The organism is Streptomyces sp. NPDC006283 (assembly GCF_040613325.1).
Taxonomy (GTDB): domain Bacteria; phylum Actinomycetota; class Actinomycetes; order Streptomycetales; family Streptomycetaceae; genus Streptomyces.
On the sequence record NZ_JBEXRZ010000174.1, the window covers coordinates 1 to 15,260 of the forward strand.

12 protein-coding genes, 1 rRNA gene and 1 pseudogene are annotated in these 15,260 nt (G+C 70.2%); 8 read left to right on the forward strand and 6 right to left on the reverse strand.

What is annotated here, in order from left to right; all coding sequences use genetic code 11:
- Nucleotides 1-156: 156 nt before the first annotated feature.
- Nucleotides 157-810 (forward strand): GntR family transcriptional regulator, encoded by a 654-nt coding sequence (locus ABZ070_RS27605; RefSeq protein ID WP_356638041.1) that lies wholly within the window; start codon nucleotides 157-159, stop codon nucleotides 808-810.
- Nucleotides 807-2,114, forward strand: coding sequence for an MFS transporter (locus tag ABZ070_RS27610; RefSeq protein WP_356638042.1), 1,308 nt, complete (start codon nucleotides 807-809; stop codon nucleotides 2,112-2,114). Before ABZ070_RS27605 ends, ABZ070_RS27610 begins: the two co-directional genes overlap by 4 nt.
- Before the next feature lie 141 nt (nucleotides 2,115-2,255).
- Here the strand turns inward: ABZ070_RS27610 and ABZ070_RS27615 are convergent, their stop codons facing one another.
- A complete protein-coding gene (locus ABZ070_RS27615) occupies nucleotides 2,256-3,080 on the reverse strand; it encodes a maleylpyruvate isomerase family mycothiol-dependent enzyme (protein WP_356638043.1) in 825 nt (274 codons plus the stop codon).
- Nucleotides 3,081-3,247: 167 nt separating this feature from the next.
- Between ABZ070_RS27615 and ABZ070_RS27620 the strand changes: the two genes are divergently transcribed.
- Nucleotides 3,248-4,039, forward strand: coding sequence for a carbon-nitrogen family hydrolase (locus ABZ070_RS27620; protein WP_356638044.1), 792 nt, complete (start codon nucleotides 3,248-3,250; stop codon nucleotides 4,037-4,039).
- 52 nt (nucleotides 4,040-4,091) lie between these two features.
- Here ABZ070_RS27620 and ABZ070_RS27625 read toward each other — a convergent pair whose 3' ends face one another.
- Nucleotides 4,092-4,586, reverse strand: coding sequence for an LURP-one-related family protein (locus ABZ070_RS27625; RefSeq protein ID WP_356638045.1), 495 nt, complete (start codon nucleotides 4,584-4,586; stop codon nucleotides 4,092-4,094).
- Between the two features lie 119 nt (nucleotides 4,587-4,705).
- On the opposite strand from ABZ070_RS27625, the gene ABZ070_RS27630 reads away from it, so the two are divergent.
- Nucleotides 4,706-6,517 carry an NHL domain-containing thioredoxin family protein gene (locus ABZ070_RS27630; RefSeq protein ID WP_356638046.1) on the forward strand — a complete coding sequence of 604 codons (1,812 nt, stop codon included), beginning with the start codon at nucleotides 4,706-4,708 and terminating at the stop codon, nucleotides 6,515-6,517.
- A gap of 46 nt (nucleotides 6,518-6,563) precedes the next feature.
- Here the strand turns inward: ABZ070_RS27630 and ABZ070_RS27635 are convergent, their stop codons facing one another.
- Both ABZ070_RS27635 and ABZ070_RS27640 read right to left on the reverse strand, forming a co-directional pair.
- Nucleotides 6,564-7,859, reverse strand: coding sequence for a M18 family aminopeptidase (locus ABZ070_RS27635; RefSeq protein WP_356638047.1), 1,296 nt, complete (start codon nucleotides 7,857-7,859; stop codon nucleotides 6,564-6,566).
- 190 nt (nucleotides 7,860-8,049) lie between these two features.
- A complete protein-coding gene (locus tag ABZ070_RS27640; protein WP_356638048.1) occupies nucleotides 8,050-9,876 on the reverse strand; it encodes an acyl-CoA dehydrogenase in 1,827 nt (608 codons plus the stop codon).
- Between the two features lie 130 nt (nucleotides 9,877-10,006).
- Here ABZ070_RS27640 and ABZ070_RS27645 point away from each other — a divergent pair, with 130 nt between their 5' ends.
- From ABZ070_RS27645 to aspS, 4 genes are all read left to right on the forward strand, one after another.
- On the forward strand, nucleotides 10,007-10,459 hold the full coding sequence (locus ABZ070_RS27645) for an SseB family protein (protein WP_356638049.1): 453 nt from the start codon (nucleotides 10,007-10,009) through the stop codon (nucleotides 10,457-10,459).
- 127 nt (nucleotides 10,460-10,586) lie between these two features.
- On the forward strand, nucleotides 10,587-11,543 hold the full coding sequence (locus ABZ070_RS27650; protein ID WP_356638050.1) for a pirin family protein: 957 nt from the start codon (nucleotides 10,587-10,589) through the stop codon (nucleotides 11,541-11,543).
- Between the two features lie 87 nt (nucleotides 11,544-11,630).
- Entirely contained in the window at nucleotides 11,631-12,695 is a 1,065-nt protein-coding gene (locus tag ABZ070_RS27655; RefSeq protein WP_356638051.1) for an AI-2E family transporter, read from the forward strand.
- A 179-nt stretch (nucleotides 12,696-12,874) separates the two neighbouring features.
- Nucleotides 12,875-14,695 carry an aspartate--tRNA ligase gene (aspS, locus tag ABZ070_RS27660; RefSeq protein WP_356638052.1) on the forward strand — a complete coding sequence of 607 codons (1,821 nt, stop codon included), beginning with the start codon at nucleotides 12,875-12,877 and terminating at the stop codon, nucleotides 14,693-14,695.
- Nucleotides 14,696-14,785: 90 nt separating this feature from the next.
- On the opposite strand, the pseudogene ABZ070_RS27665 reads toward aspS, so the two are convergent.
- Both ABZ070_RS27665 and ABZ070_RS27670 read right to left on the reverse strand, forming a co-directional pair.
- Nucleotides 14,786-15,080, reverse strand: a pseudogene (locus ABZ070_RS27665) (triphosphoribosyl-dephospho-CoA synthase); the annotation flags it as partial.
- A 124-nt stretch (nucleotides 15,081-15,204) separates the two neighbouring features.
- Nucleotides 15,205-15,260, reverse strand: a 16S ribosomal RNA gene (locus tag ABZ070_RS27670); the annotation flags it as partial.

The window sequence follows — 15,260 nt, forward strand, 5'->3', positions numbered from 1 at the left end:
GGCCTGTCCCGGCCGGGCGTTCGCGTCTCGCGCCCGCCACCCGCAAGCAAGAGCCCCGGCTCTGCTCCGCGTCCGGCGTCCCGGCGCTGTTGCGGCTCTGTTTCGCGATGCGGACCCGGCTGTCTGATGCACCCCTGTTGTATCTATGCTGTGCTCATGCCTGCCGCGCCCGTGAAACAGCCGCCTGCCGCCGAACGCGTCTACACCCACATCAAGCAGGCAGTCCTCGACCGCCGCTACGAGGGAGGCACCCTCCTCACCGAGGGCGAACTCGCCGACGCCGTAGGCGTGTCCAGGACGCCCGTACGGGAAGCACTGCTCAAGCTCGAGGTCGAAGGGCTCATCAGGCTCTACCCCAAGAAGGGCGCCCTCGTTCTCGCCGTGTCCGCGCAGGAGATCCGCGACGTCGTCGAAACCCGGCTGCTCGTCGAGGAGTTCGCGGTACGCAAGGCCGTCCCCGCGCCCGCCGCGCTCGTCGCGCGCCTCGAGGAACTGCTCGCGGAGCAGAAGCGGCACGCTGCCGCGGGCGACCTCGCCGCCTTCGCCGTCAGCGACCGCTGCTTCCACGCGGAGATCGTCAAGCACGCCGGCAACGAGATCCTCTCCAGGCTCTACGACCAGCTGCGCGACCGTCAGCTGCGCATGGGCGTCGCCATGATGCAGGCGCTTCCCGACCGCATCACCCGCAACCACGACGAGCACTCCGAGATCCTCGACCGGATCAGGGCCGGCGACGCGGACGGCGCGGCCGCCTGTGTGCGCGGCCACCTCGGCAGGGTCGAGGTGCTCGTCCGGGGTGAGGCCCGGTGAGCGGCTCAGCGGCTGCGGTCTCCCTGCCCGGTGATCCCCCCGGCGGCCGCCGCGCCGCCGCGGTGTGGGGCATCGGCGTCGCCGTCTACTTCGTGGCCGTCATCTTCCGTACCAGCCTGGGCGTCGCCGGCCTCGACGCCGCCGACCGTTTCGGCGTCAACGCCTCTGCCCTGTCCACCTTCTCCATCCTCCAACTGCTGGTCTACGCGGGCATGCAGATACCCGTCGGCCTGATGGTCGACCGGCTGGGCGCCAAGAAGGTGCTCACCATCGGCGTGGTGCTGTTCACCGTGGGCCAGTTGGGGTTCGCCCTCTCCCCCTCGTACGGGACGGCGCTCGCCTCGCGCGCGCTGCTCGGCTGCGGCGACGCCATGACCTTCATCAGCGTGCTGCGCCTGGGGTCACGCTGGTTCCCCGCGCGGCGCGGGCCGCTCATCGGGCAGGTCGCCGCACTGTTCGGAATGGCGGGCAACCTCGTCTCCACCCTCGTCATCGCCCGGATGCTGCACACGGTGGGCTGGACCGCCACCTTCGTGGGCAGTGCGATGGCGGGCGTCGTCGTGCTCGTGCTGCTCTCGCTCTTCCTCTCCGACCACCCGGAGGGCCACGAACCACCGCCCGCGCAGCATGCGGGACCGGCCTTCGTACGCAAGCAGATCGCCGAGTCGTGGCGCGAACCCGGCACACGGCTCGGCATGTGGGTCCACTTCACGACCCAGTTCCCCGCCATGGTGTTCCTGCTCCTGTGGGGCATGCCGTTCCTCGTGGAGGCCCAGGGGCTCACCCGGGAGGCCGCGGGCGGTCTGCTGACGCTGGTGGTGCTCTCCAACATGCTGGTGGGTCTGGTGTACGGGCAGGTGATTGCCCGCCACCATGCGGCAAGGGTGCCACTGGCCCTGGGTACGGTCGGAGCGACCGCGACCCTATGGGCGGTCACCCTTGCTTATCCGGGCGAACAGGCCCCCATGTGGCTGCTGATCACACTGTGCACCGTCCTCGGGGCGTGCGGGCCCGCGTCGATGATCGGCTTCGACTTCGCTCGTCCGGCCAATCCGCCGGAGCGGCAGGGAACGGCCTCCGGAATCGTCAACATGGGCGGATTCGTCGCGTCGATGACGACATTGCTCGCGGTGGGTGTCCTGCTGGACGCCACGGGCGACAACTACCGCATCGCCTTCGCGTCGGTCTTCGTGCTGGAGGCGCTCGGGATCACCCAGATCCTGCGGCTGCGCGCCCGCGCGGCCAGGCGCGAGCGGGAACGGCTCGTCGCGAGCCGGGTGGAGGCCGTGCACGTCCCGGCATGACGACCGGCACCCGAACCCGTGGCGCCGGCGCCCGCGGCCAAGAAGGCGCCCGCGGCACCGGCGGCCTTCGGCGCAAGGGCCCAGGGCCGCCGTGTGTGTCCGCTCGCCGTCGCCTGCGGAGTCCCGCCTGCGGAGTCCCGCCTACGGAGTCACCGCGAACTCGCGCAGGATCGCCGCCGCGAGCTCGGTGTCCCCGTCCACCTTGATGCGGTCCGCCACGGCGGCTGGCCTGACGCGACCGCAGGCCAGTCGGTAGTAGGTCTCCCAGTCCAGGCTCAGAGTCACCAGCGGGCCCAGCGAGGGCGAGCCGTCGATGGAGCCACGGCCGTCGGCGTCGACCCGCACGGTCCGCAGGAACTCGACCGGGCCGTGCACGTCGAAGACGACGGCCGAATTCGCGGGTGCCCCCGCGTCCTTGGCGACCACCTTGGGCAGACCGGCGAGCAGCACGTCCCGAGTGACGTACGCGCCGGGGGAGTCGAGATTGCCCGGCTTGTTCAAGGCGGTCCGCAGATCCTGTTCGTGCACCCAGGTGTCGAACGCCCGCATCCGGTAAGCGACTTCGACCGTCTGCTCGGCGCCGAGCGGGGCGCGGACCAGCGTGTCCGGGCTGCGGTTCTCGTTGCGCAGCTGGCGGGCCCGGCGAATCATCGTGTACTCGAGCTCGGAGGTCATCTCCGGCGCCGTGTGGTGCCGGCGCACATCGACCTGCATCTCCATGTAGCGGGCGAACTCGCTCCGCACATGGTAGAGATCGCGCGGCAGCGAGTGGATGGGCCGGGGGTCGCCGAGCATCTCGCATTCCAGGCCGATGACATGGGAGACGATGTCACGCACCGACCAGCCCGGACACGGCGTGGCACGGTTCCATTCGCCCTCGACGAGCGGCTGCACCAGCTCCGCTATCGATTCGACGGCATGGGTCCAGGCATCGGCGTAGGTCTGGAGGCTGGGATGGACGGTCACGGGACCCCTCGGCGGTCGTACGCGGACAAACTGGACTGGCAGCGCTGTGGGGGTCCGGGGGTGGCCCCCGGATGAGCACAGTACGCTGCCCGAAGGCACCCCGGCAGTGCTTTCGTGTGACGATCGTAGGCCCGTGTTGACGGCTCGAATGCCAGGACGGTGGTAGTGTGCGCGCCTCCCTCATCCAGATCGCAGTAGAACCGGACGAATCGGTCGATTCCCGTAGGCGGCGTGTGGCCTCGATGGTGCGGGAACAGCAGGGCGCCGAACTGGTGATCCTCCCCGAGCTGTGGCCTGTGGGAGCCTTCGCCTACCAGCAGTTCGAGCCGGAGGCGGAATCCCCGACCGGGCCCACGTACGAGGCCATGGCCAAGGCCGCGAGCGACGCCGGTGTCTGGCTGCACGCCGGCTCCGTCGTCGAGAAGGCCGCCGACGGCACCCTCTACAACACCGCCCTGGTCATCTCCCCCGCAGGCGAACTCGCCGCGACCTACCGCAAGATCCACCGCTTCGGGTTCGACAAGGGCGAAGCCGTGATGATGGGCGCCGGCGAGGACCTCGTGACCGTCCCCCTGCCGGACCTCACCATCGGCCTCGCCACCTGCTACGACCTCCGCTTCCCCGAGCTCTTCCGCGGCCTGGTGGACGGCGGCGCCCAGGCGCTCGTCGTCCCCGCCGGCTGGCCGGCCCGCCGCCGCGAGCACTGGACCCTGCTCGCCCGCGCCCGCGCCGTGGAGAACCAGGCGTACGTCCTGGCCTGCGGCACCGCGGGCACGCACGCCGACGTGGAACAGGCCGGCCACAGCATCGTCGTCGACCCCTGGGGCGAGGTGCTCGCGGAGGCGGGCGCCGGCGAGGAGGTCATCACCGTGGACCTCGACCCGGCGAAGGTCGCCTCCACCCGCGAGGTCTTCCCGGCTCTCAAGGACCGCCGCCTGGGCCTCCCGACGCCGCGCTGAGTCCCGGGCGACCGGCCCGCGCCCACCACGGGGGCGGGCCTCGGGCCGCCGGTCAGCCGGGCTCCCGCTCCTTCTCCGCCATCCGGATCACGCACACCGCCACCGCGATGAGCAGCGCCGCGTCCGCGTCCTGACGCACCACATCGACCCCGTACGAGTCCCTCAGCGTCAGCCACCGCCGCGAGATGTGCGCCAGCAGCTCCCCGTCGTACTCCACGGCGAACTCCCGGTCCAGGATCCGTCCGCTGACATCGAGCTCGGTCCCCTCGACGAGGTCCACCCGGTAGTGGTTGCGCAGCAGCGACAGACGCTTCCTGCGGACCGTGGCGAGCATCTCCCCGTCGCGTTCGATCGTCATGGTGTCCCGCAGGGCGAACATCTTCTGGCGCAAAGTGATCAGCACCCGCCCGTCCCGGTCCTTGATCTCGAGCGTGTCCCGAAGCCGCAGCGCCTTCCCGTCGACCAGAAAGGCGTGACGACCGTTCTCGTCCTCGATCCAGTAGTCGTCGCCGATCGCGAAGATCTTGTCCCGCACCAGGTATTTCATGGCGGAATGCGTACCCCTGCGGATTGCGGCCCCACACCGGCCGGGCAGGCAGTGCACTCTCGCCGCCTCGGCCGTACGCGTGTGATCCGGCGTTCGCACACGGATGGCAAGCTTGAACCATGAACGATGCCGCCCCGGCGCCCACCCCCGCGCCCCGCCGCCGTGCCCGTGTCCGTGCCCCCGAGCTGATCGGCAAGGGCGGATGGCTGAACACCGGGGGCAAGGAACTCACCCTCGCCGACCTGCGCGGCAAGTGCGTGATCGTCGATTTCTGGACCTTCTGCTGCATCAATTGCCTGCATGTCCTCGACGAGCTGCGCGAGCTCGAGGAGAAGCACCGCGACACCGTGGTCATCATCGGGGTCCACTCGCCGAAGTTCGTGCACGAGGCCGAGCACCAGGCGGTCGTCGACGCCGTCGAGCGCTACCAGGTGCACCACCCCGTGCTCGACGACCCCGAGCTCACCACCTGGAAGCAGTACGCCGTGCGGGCGTGGCCGACGCTCGTCGTCATCGACCCCGAGGGGTACGTCGTCGCCCAGCACGCGGGCGAGGGGCACGCCCACGCCATCGAGAAGCTGGTCGAGGAACTGGAGGCCGAGCACGCGGCCAAGGGCACACTGCGTCGCGGAGACGGCCCGTACGTGCCGCCGGAGCCGGTCGCCACCGATCTGCGTTTCCCCGGGAAGGCCGTGGTGCTGCCCTCCGGGAACCTCCTCGTCTCCGACTCCACCCGGCATCAGCTGGTCGAGCTGGAGGAGGACGGCGAGAGCGTGGTGCGCCGGATCGGGGGCGACGGGGAGTTCAACGAGCCGCAGGGGCTCGCCCTGCTGCCCGACGGCCGTGTCGCCGTCGCCGACACCGTCAACCACGCCATCCGCGCCTACGACCCGGAAACCGGCGCCGTCGAACTGCTCGCCGGGACGGGCAGGCAGTGGTGGCAGGGCTCGCCCACCTCCGGGCCCGCCCTCGAGGTGTCCCTCTCCTCGCCGTGGGACGTGGCCTGGTGGCAGGGCAGGCTGTGGATCGCCATGGCCGGGGTGCACCAGCTGTGGACGTACGACCTAAAGGACGGGACCGTGCAGGTCGCCGCGGGTACGACGAACGAGGGGCTGGTCGACGGGCCGGCGGCCGAGGCCTGGTTCGCGCAGCCGTCCGGTCTCGCGGCCACGGAGGACCGGCTGTGGATCGCCGACTCCGAGACGTCGGCGCTGCGCTGGATCGACCGGGAGTCGGTCGTCCACACGGCGGTCGGCACCGGTCTCTTCGACTTCGGGCACCGCGACGGCGACGCCGGACAGGCACTGCTCCAGCATCCCCTGGGTGTCACGGCGCTGCCCGACGGGTCCGTCGCCGTCAGCGACACGTACAACCACGCCCTGCGCCGCTTCGACCCGTCGAGCGGTGAGGTGACGACGCTCGCCACGGACCTGCGCGAGCCCAGCGGGGCCGTGCTGGTCGGCGAGGACATCGTGGTCGTGGAGTCGGCACGGCACCGGCTGACCCGGCTGCGGCTGCCCGAGGAGGCGGTGCGCGTCGAGGCCGTCGCCCACCGCACGCAGCGCGCAGCCACCGACGTGGCACCGGGAGCCCTCCGGCTGGACGTGGTCTTCGAGGCCCCGGCCGGTCAGAAGCTGGACACCCGCTACGGCCCCTCGACCCGGCTGCTGGTCTCCGCCACCCCGCCGGAACTGCTGCGGGCGGGCGACGGCGCGGGCACGGACCTGAGCCGGGAGCTGGAGATCGACCCGGCGGTCCACGAGGGCGTGCTGCACGTCTCCGCGATGGCGGCGTCCTGCGACGACGACCCCGAGAACGAGTACCCGGCCTGCCACGTGCACCAGCAGGACTGGGGTGTGCCGGTCAAGGTCACCGAGGGCGGCGCGGCCCGGTTGCCGCTGGTCCTCGCCGGTATGGACCGGGCACAGTAGTCGGGCGCTGGGCGGCCGGTTACGGATCACCGGCCGCCCATGGCGCTCAGCCCCGCAGGAACGCGGTCAGTGCGTTCGCGAGCAGGTAGGGGTCGTCGGCTCCGCACAGCTCGCGTGCGCTGTGCATCGACAGGATCGCCACGCCGACGTCGACCGTGTGGATGCCGTGCCGCGCGGCGGTGATGGGACCGATGGTCGTGCCGCAGGGCATGGCGTTGTTCGACACGAACGTCTGCCACGGCACGCCGGCCTTCTCGCAGGCCGCGGCGAACACGGCCCTGCCCTGGCCGTCGGTGGCGTAACGCTGGTTGACGTTGACCTTGAGGATCGGGCCGCCGTTGGCGCGCGGGTGGTGCGTCGGGTCGTGGCGCTCGCTGTAGTTCGGGTGCACGGCGTGGCCGGTGTCGGAGGAGAGACAGATGGTGCCGGCGAAGGCGCGGGCGCGGTCCTCGAAGCTGCCGCCGCGCGCGAACACGGAGCGCTCCAGGACGGAGCCGAGCAGCGGGCCGTCGGCGCCGGTGTCCGACTGGGAGCCGTTCTCCTCGTGGTCGAAGGCGGCGAGCACCGGGATGAAGGGCAGCTCGGCGGAGGCGGAGACCGCGGCCAGTGCGGCGGTGCCCGCGTGCACGGACAGCAGGTTGTCCATCCGCGGACCGGCCACCAGCTCGCGGTCACGCCCGAGGTAGGAGGGCGGCTCGATCGAGTGGGGCATCAGGTCCCAGCCGCTGACCTGCCCCTCTTCGATGCCCGTCTCCTGCTCCAGGAAGCGGATCAGGTCGCCTTCCCCGACGTCGCCGAGTCCCCAGATCGGCTGCATGTGGCGCTGCCGGTCGAGCTTGAGGCCGTCGGTGTTGACGGAGCGGTCGAGGTGGACGGCGAGCTGCGGTACGCGCAGCAGTGCCCGGTCGATGTTCACCAGGCGGTGGGAGCCGTCGCGCAGGGTGAGCCGGCCGGCAAGCCCCAGATCGCGGTCGAGCCACGTGTTGAGGAGGGTGCCGCCGTAGACCTCGACGGCGATCTGCCGCCAGCCGTGGGCACCCGTGTCGGGCAGGGGCTTCACCCGCAGGTTCGGCGAGTCCGTGTGGGCGCCGACGATACGGAACGGGGTGTGGGCCGCGGCGCCTTCCGGCACGTACCAGGCGATGAGCGCGCCGCCGCGCAGTACGTACTTGCCGCCCGTGGTCGCGTCCCAGGCGTCCGTTTCCAGAACCTGCCGGAAGCCGGCCTTCTCGAGCCGCTCGGCCGCTGCCGCGACCGCGTGGTACGGCGAGGGCGCGGCCGTGAGGAAGGTCATGAGGTCGTCGGTGTGGCCGCGATCGAATCGGGCAGGTTCGCTGCTCATGGAGTTCACCTTAACGAGGGGTATTGGTGGCCCGGTTGTCGATCCGCGACACCCCGTCCACGGCGTGCGGGCCGTGGCCGGAAACGGCCCTGTCGTCCGGCCGGGCAGAGGCCAGCGTACCGAGGTGACGCGACAGGGCCGCCGCCCGAACGAGTCGGACGGCGGCCCTGGGGCTGACGGAGCGGGTGGGCTAGAACGCGGCCTCGTCCAGGTCCATCAGCGAATTGTCGACGGTCTCGGCGAGCGCGCGCTCGACGGAGACGCCCGGCAGGACGTTGGCGGCGAAGAACTTCGCTGCCGCGATCTTGCCCTGGTAGAACGGCACGTCCTTGGCGGAGGCGGTCTCGAGCTTCTCGGCGGCCACGGCCGCGCCGCGCAGCAGGAGGTAGGCGACGACGACGTCACCGGAGGCCATCAGCAGGCGGGTGGTGTTGAGGCCGACCTTGTAGATGTTCCTGACGTCGTCGCCGGTGGCGATGAGGTCGCCCGTCATCGTGCCGACGATGGCCTCGAGGTCGACGGCGGCCTTGGCGAGCGCGTCGCGGGCAGCGGCCAGCTCCTCGCCGCCGGTGCCGACGGCCAGGAACTTCTTGATCTCCTCGGAGAGGGCGTTGAGCGCCTGGCCCTGGTCGCGGACGATCTTCCGGAAGAAGTAGTCCTGGCCCTGGATGGCGGTGGTGCCCTCGTAGAGGGTGTCGATCTTGGCGTCGCGGATGTACTGCTCGATCGGGTACTCCTGCAGGTAGCCGGAGCCGCCGAAGGTCTGCAGGGACTGCGCGAGCTGCTCGTACGACTTCTCGGAGCCGTAGCCCTTCACGATGGGCAGCAGCAGGTCGTTCAGCGCGACAAGGGCCTTGGCGTCCTCGCCCGCGGCCTCCTTGACGGCGATCTCGTCCTGGATGGAGGCGGTGTACAGCACGAGGGCGCGCATGCCCTCCGCGTACGCCTTCTGCGTCATCAAGGAGCGGCGCACGTCGGGGTGGTGCGTGATGGTGACCTTGGGCGCGGTCTTGTCCGCGAAGTTCTTCAGGTCGGGGCCCTGGACGCGCTCCTTGGCGTACTCCAGCGCGTTGAGGTAGCCCGTCGACAGGGTGGCGATGGCCTTCGTGCCGACCATCATCCGGGCGAACTCGATGATCATGAACATCTGGCGGATGCCGTCGTGCTTGTCGCCGATGAGCCAGCCCTTGGCGGGGTGCTGGTCGCCGAAGGTCATCTCGCACGTGTTGGACGCCTTGAGGCCCATCTTGTGCTCGACGTTCGTCGCGTACACGCCGTTGCGCTCGCCCAGCTCGCCGGTCTCCCAGTCGAAGTGGAACTTCGGGACGAGGAAGAGCGACAGGCCCTTGGTGCCGGCGCCGTGGCCCTCGGGGCGGGCCAGCACGTAGTGGAGGATGTTCTCCTCCATGTCGTGCTCACCGGAGGTGATGAAGCGCTTCACGCCCTCGATGTGCCAGGAGCCGTCCTCCTGCTGCACGGCCTTGGTGCGGCCGGCGCCCACGTCAGAGCCGGCGTCCGGCTCGGTGAGGACCATGGTGGAGCCCCAGCGCTTCTCGACGGCTATCTGGGCGACCTTCTTCTGCGCCTCGTTGCCCTCCTCGAAGAGGATGCCGGCGAAGGCGGGGCCGGAGGAGTACATCCAGATGGCCGGGTTCGAGCCGAGCAGCAGCTCCGCGTAGGACCAGATCAGGGAGCGGGGCGAGGTGGTGCCGCCGATCTCCTCGGGCAGGCCCAGGCGCCAGTACTCGGAGTCCATGAAGGCCTTGTAGCTCTTCTTGAAGCTCTCGGGGACCGGAGCGGTGTTGGTCGCCGGGTCGAAGACCGGAGGGTTGCGGTCGGCGTCCGCGAACGACTCGGCCAGCTCGTTCTCCGCGAGCCGGGCGATCTCGTCGAGGATCGACTTGGCGGTGTCGACGTCCATCTCCGCGAACGGGCCGGTGCCGTACAGCTTGTCGCGCCCGAGGACCTCGAAGAGGTTGAACTCGATGTCGCGGAGATTCGACTTGTAGTGCCCCATGGCGACGGCTCCGTAAGATCGGAAGTTGGATTTCACATCCACGTACCAGCAAGTAGCTACGATGATGCTACCCGTCGGTAATAAGACGCAACCCCTATGGGGTCAACTGTGACTCGTTACTCTTGCGGGCATGTACGGCTACGACCAGACTCCGGGCACTCAGCAACAGCAGTACGTGCCCCAGCAGCCCTCCTACGGGGAGCAGCCGCTGTATCCCGAGCCGTCGCCGCCGTCCCTGGCCGACGCGGTGCGGGCCTTCACGACGGGATCGATGTCCGCGGAGGACTTCCAGCAGATCTTCGCGACCTCCAAGGTCTACTGCCCGCGCGGTGACAACCCCGGCTTCCTGGCCCTGCACAACACCCAGCAGCCGGTCATCCCGATGTTCACCTCGCTCAAGGAGCTGCGCAGGTACGCGGGCAAGGAGTCGAAGTACTTCGTGATCACCGGCGCCGAGGTGATCGACCTTCTGCCGACGGGGTACGGCTTCGTTCTCGACATGGAGGGCGAGCACCGGATGGTCTTCGACGCGAAGGCGGTCGAGCAGATGGTCGACTTCGCCATGCGCAGGATGTACGGCTGAGTCCTGGCGCCGCTGCGGTGCGGCCGCCGCTTCTCGCGCCCGGGAGGAATTCCTCCCGGGCGTTCTCTGTTGGCGCTGGCAAGAAGTTCATTCTTCAACTAAAGTCGTCGCACAAGGAGGTCCCGCCATGCCCGCAGTGACTGTCGAGAACCCGCTCACCCTGCCGCGCGTCGCCGCGCCCGCCGATGCCGTCGCGCGACCCGTCCTCGCCGTGACCACGGCGCCGACCGGCTTCGAAGGGGAGGGCTTCCCGGTGCGGCGCGCGTTCGCCGGGATCAACTACCGATACCTCGACCCGTTCATCATGATGGACCAGATGGGCGAGGTGGAGTACGCGGCCGGCGAGCCCAAGGGAACCCCCTGGCACCCGCACCGCGGCTTCGAGACCGTCACGTACCTGATCGACGGCACCTTCGTGCACCAGGACAGCAACGGCGGCGGCGGAACCATCCGGAACGGCGACACGCAATGGATGACCGCCGGAAGCGGGCTTCTGCACATCGAGGCGCCGCCGGAGGAACTCGTCGTGTCCGGCGGACTCTTCCACGGCCTCCAGCTGTGGGTGAACCTGCCGGCGAGCGACAAGATGATGGACCCGCGCTACCAGGACATCCGCGGTGGCCACGTACGGCTGCTGACCACGCCCGACGGCGGGGCGCTGCTCCGGGTCATCGCCGGTGAGCTGGGCGGGCACGAGGGCCCCGGCATCACCCACACCCCCATAACGATGATCCACGCGACGCTGGCGCCGGGCGCCGGGATGACGCTGCCGTGGCGCGAGGACTTCAACGGTCTCGCGTACGTCCTCGCGGGCCGTGGGACGGTCGGCCAGGAGCTGCGGCCGGTGCGGGCGGGCCAGACGGCGGTCTTCGGCGACGGTGGCTCGCTGACGGTCAGGGCGGACGAGTCACAGGACTCCAACGCGCCGGACCTGGAGATCGTGCTCCTGGGCGGAGCGCCGATCAGGGAGCCGATGGCGCACTACGGGCCGTTCGTGATGAACACGCAGGAGGAGCTGCGGCAGGCCTTCGAGGACTTCCAGAGGGGCCGTCTCGGCACGGTCCCCGCGGTCCACGGAATGTAAGTACCGGCGCAACCCGCTTGACGGTGCGTCACCCGTGCGGACCGGGCGGGCAGGACGGGCTCGGGCGGCCGTGGTCGGCTGGGGGCTGTGCCCCTGTCGAAGCCGCTGCTGCCCGAGCCCGTGAGGCGCCTCGCCGCATGGTGCGTCGTCGCGCTGCTGGTCACCGGGGTCGCCGCCGTCGCGATCTGGCTCGTCATCAGGTTCCAGACCACCGTGACGCCCGTACTCCTCGCGATCCTCGGGACCGCACTGCTCGGGCCGCTGTACCGGCGGCTGATCCGGATGAAGGTGCAGCAGTCGCTGGCCGCCGGCCTGACCTGCGTCGCCGTGCTGGCCGTCGTCGGCGGCGCCGTCTACGTCGTCGTCAGTGCGCTCGTCCAGACCGGCGACCAGATCGTCGCCTCGCTGCGGCAGGCCGCCGCCGATCTGTCCCGGCACTTCGGCGCCGCCGGAACGTCGCTCGACGACCTCGCGGCCAATTCCAGGGAACTGCTCGGAAAGTTCGGCGGAACCGCCGCGTCCGGGGTGATCTCCGGGCTCGGCGTGGTGAGCGAGATGATCGCGATCGCCGTGCTGGCACTGCTGCTGATCTTCTTCTTCCTTCGGGACTCCGACCGGGCCGTCATCACCCTGCGCTCCCTCGCGCCCGGTGACAGCGGAGAACTCCTCGAGGCGATCGCCCGCCGCGCCTTCGGCGGCGTCCAGGGCTTCATGCGCGGCACGACCTTCATCGCGCTGATCGACGCGACCTGCATCACGATCGGGCTGCTGATCCTGCGGGTGCCTGGCGCGATCGGCCTCGGCGCCCTCGTCTTCGTCGGTGCCTACATCCCCTACCTCGGTGCGTTCATCTCCGGCGCGGTCGCCGTCCTGGTCGCCCTTGCCGACCGCGGCTTCGTCATCGCGCTGTGGGCGCTCGGAGTGGTGCTCGCCGTGCAGGTGCTGGAGGGACACGTCCTCCAGCCGATGATCCAGAGCCGTACCGTCCACATGCACCCCGTGGTGGTGCTGCTCGCCATCACGGCCGGGGCGAGCCTCGCGGGCATCCTCGGCATGCTGCTCGCCGTGCCGGCCGCCGCGGCCGCGTTCGGAGTCATCCGCGAGCTGCGCGCCCGCTACGCCACCGGCCCGGCCGGCGGGCCGGGGTCGTAGATCCCCACCGGATCGACTCGGCCCACGCCCTTCGGCTCCGTGCCCCACCCGTCCGCCGGCATCAGCCGCTCGGGGCGACAAGGGGCGGTGTCACGTCTATGTCAATGGGATGCGCGGGTGCCGAGCGGTAACCTTGCACAGGTTGTGTCCCCCGAACGCTCAAGACTGGATGAACGACGATGCATCGGTACAGGTCCCACACCTGCGGCGAGCTCCGCGCCTCTGACGTCGGAACCGACGTCCGGCTGAGCGGCTGGCTGCACAATCGGCGCGACCTGGGCGGCATCCTCTTCATCGATCTGCGCGACCACTACGGCATCACGCAGCTCGTCGCCCGGCCCGGCACCAAGGCCGCCGAGGTCCTCGACAAGCTGACGAAGGAGACCGTCGTCCGTGTCGACGGCAAGGTCGTCTCGCGTGGCGCGGAGAACGTCAACGCGGAGCTCGCCACCGGAGAGATCGAGGTCGAGGCCGCCGAGGTCGAGGTCCTGGGTGCCGCGAAGCAGATCCCGTTCACCATCAACGCCGACGACGGCGTGAACGAGGAGCGGCGCCTGGAGTACCGCTTCCTCGACCTGCGTCGCGAGCGGATGCACCGCAACATCATGCTGCGCTCCGCCGTCATCGCCTCCATCCGCTCCAAGATGGTGGCCCTCGGCTTCAACGAGATGGCGACCCCGATCCTCGCCGCGACCTCCCCCGAGGGCGCCCGCGACTTCGTCGTCCCGTCCCGCCTGAACCCGGGCAAGTTCTACGCGCTGCCGCAGGCGCCGCAGCAGTTCAAGCAGCTGCTGATGATCTCCGGCTTCGACCGCTACTTCCAGATCGCGCCGTGCTTCCGCGACGAGGACGCCCGCGCCGACCGTTCGCCGGGCGAGTTCTACCAGCTCGACGTCGAGATGAGTTTCGTCGAGCAGGAGGACGTCTTCCAGCCGATCGAGAAGCTGATGACCGAGCTCTTCGAGGAGTTCGGCGGCGGCCGCCACGTCACCTCCCCGTTCCCGCGGATCCCGTTCCGCGAGGCGATGCTGAAGTACGGCTCCGACAAGCCGGACCTGCGGGCGCAGCTCGAACTGGTCGACATCACGGACGTCTTCCAGGGCTCGGAGTTCAAGGCGTTCGCCGGCAAGCACGTCCGTGCGCTGGCCGTGCCGTCCGTGCAGGACCAGCCGCGGAAGTTCTTCGACGGCCTCGGCGACTTCGCGGTCGAGCAGGGCGCCAAGGGCCTGGCCTGGGTCCGTGTCGGTGAGGACGGCGGGCTCACCGGCCCGATCGCCAAGTTCCTCACCGAGGAGAACGTCAAGGTCCTCACCGAGCGCCTGGGTCTCGCCGCCGGGCACGCCGTCTTCTTCGGCGCCGGCGACTTCGACGAGGTCTCCAAGATCATGGGCGCGGTCCGCGTCGAGGCGGCCAAGCGCGCCGGCCACTTCGAGGAGGGCGTCTTCCGGTTCTGCTGGATCGTCGACTTCCCGATGTACGAGAAGGACGAGGAGACCGGCAAGATCGACTTCTCGCACAACCCGTTCTCCATGCCGCAGGGCGGCCTCGAGGCCCTGGAGACCCAGGACCCGCTGGACATCCTGGGCTGGCAGTACGACATCGTCTGCAACGGCGTCGAGCTCTCCTCCGGCGCGATCCGGAACCACGAGCCCGAGATCATGTTCAAGGCGTTCGAGATCGCGGGCTACTCGCGGGAGACCGTCGAGCAGGAGTTCGCCGGCATGCTCCGCGCCTTCGAGTACGGCGCCCCGCCGCACGGCGGCATCGCCCCCGGCGTCGACCGCATCGTGATGCTCCTGGCCGACGAGCCGAACATCCGCGAGACGATCGCCTTCCCGCTCAACGGCAACGCGCAGGATCTGCTGATGGGCGCCCCGACCGAGCTGGACGAGGCCCGCCTGCGCGAACTGAACCTCGCGCTGCGCAAGCCGGTGGCGAAGGAGAAGCCGTCCGACGGCCGCTCGATCACGGAGGCCGTCCACCCGGACGCCTCGCGGTAACACGCCTCGCTGAAGGGCCCGGGACCGTACGACGGTCCCGGGCCCTTCGCCGTGCGCACCCCCGGGCGCGCCATCGAGGGCCAGGCGTCCCTCGACGACCTCCCGGGCACCGCCCAGCACCTCGCGCAGCCCGTGCGGGCCAGCGGCGTGGAGCAGTCCGGTGTCCTGAAGCGTGGTCATCACGGTGAGAAGGGAGGCGGGCCTGGGGCTCCCGCGCCCCGCCGCTCCGTGCCGCGTCAAGTGCGGCCGGCGCCCGCCGCACATGCGGGAATCCGGCCCGGGCCTCACCTTTCGCGCCGGCGGCCCCGTAACGGACCGGGACGGCGGACCCGGGCGAGGGCGGGCGCGGAGCCTGCCGGTCCGGGCGGGCCGCGATGTGGCGCGCCAGCCCGGTGACCTTCTCCACGCCCCCACGCGGCGCGAGGGCGACCCCGGCCACGGGCAGCCCCAACGGCTACGACGATGGCCGCCGCCCCCTGAGGGAGCGGAGTCGGCCATGTGCTCCTTAGAAAGGAGGTGATCCAGCCGCACCTTCCGGTACGGCTACCTTGTTACGACTTCGTCC

Coding starts and splice junctions, on each gene's coding strand:
- ABZ070_RS27605 (WP_356638041.1), top strand. CDS start 157: ATGCCTGCCGCGCCCGTGAAACAGCCGCCTGCCGCCGAACGCGTCTAC.
- ABZ070_RS27625 (WP_356638045.1), bottom strand. CDS start 4,586: ATGAAATACCTGGTGCGGGACAAGATCTTCGCGATCGGCGACGACTAC.
- ABZ070_RS27630 (WP_356638046.1), top strand. CDS start 4,706: ATGAACGATGCCGCCCCGGCGCCCACCCCCGCGCCCCGCCGCCGTGCC.
- ABZ070_RS27635 (WP_356638047.1), bottom strand. CDS start 7,859: ATGAGCAGCGAACCTGCCCGATTCGATCGCGGCCACACCGACGACCTC.
- ABZ070_RS27640 (WP_356638048.1), bottom strand. CDS start 9,876: ATGGGGCACTACAAGTCGAATCTCCGCGACATCGAGTTCAACCTCTTC.
- ABZ070_RS27645 (WP_356638049.1), top strand. CDS start 10,007: ATGTACGGCTACGACCAGACTCCGGGCACTCAGCAACAGCAGTACGTG.
- ABZ070_RS27650 (WP_356638050.1), top strand. CDS start 10,587: ATGCCCGCAGTGACTGTCGAGAACCCGCTCACCCTGCCGCGCGTCGCC.
- aspS (WP_356638052.1), top strand. CDS start 12,875: ATGCATCGGTACAGGTCCCACACCTGCGGCGAGCTCCGCGCCTCTGAC.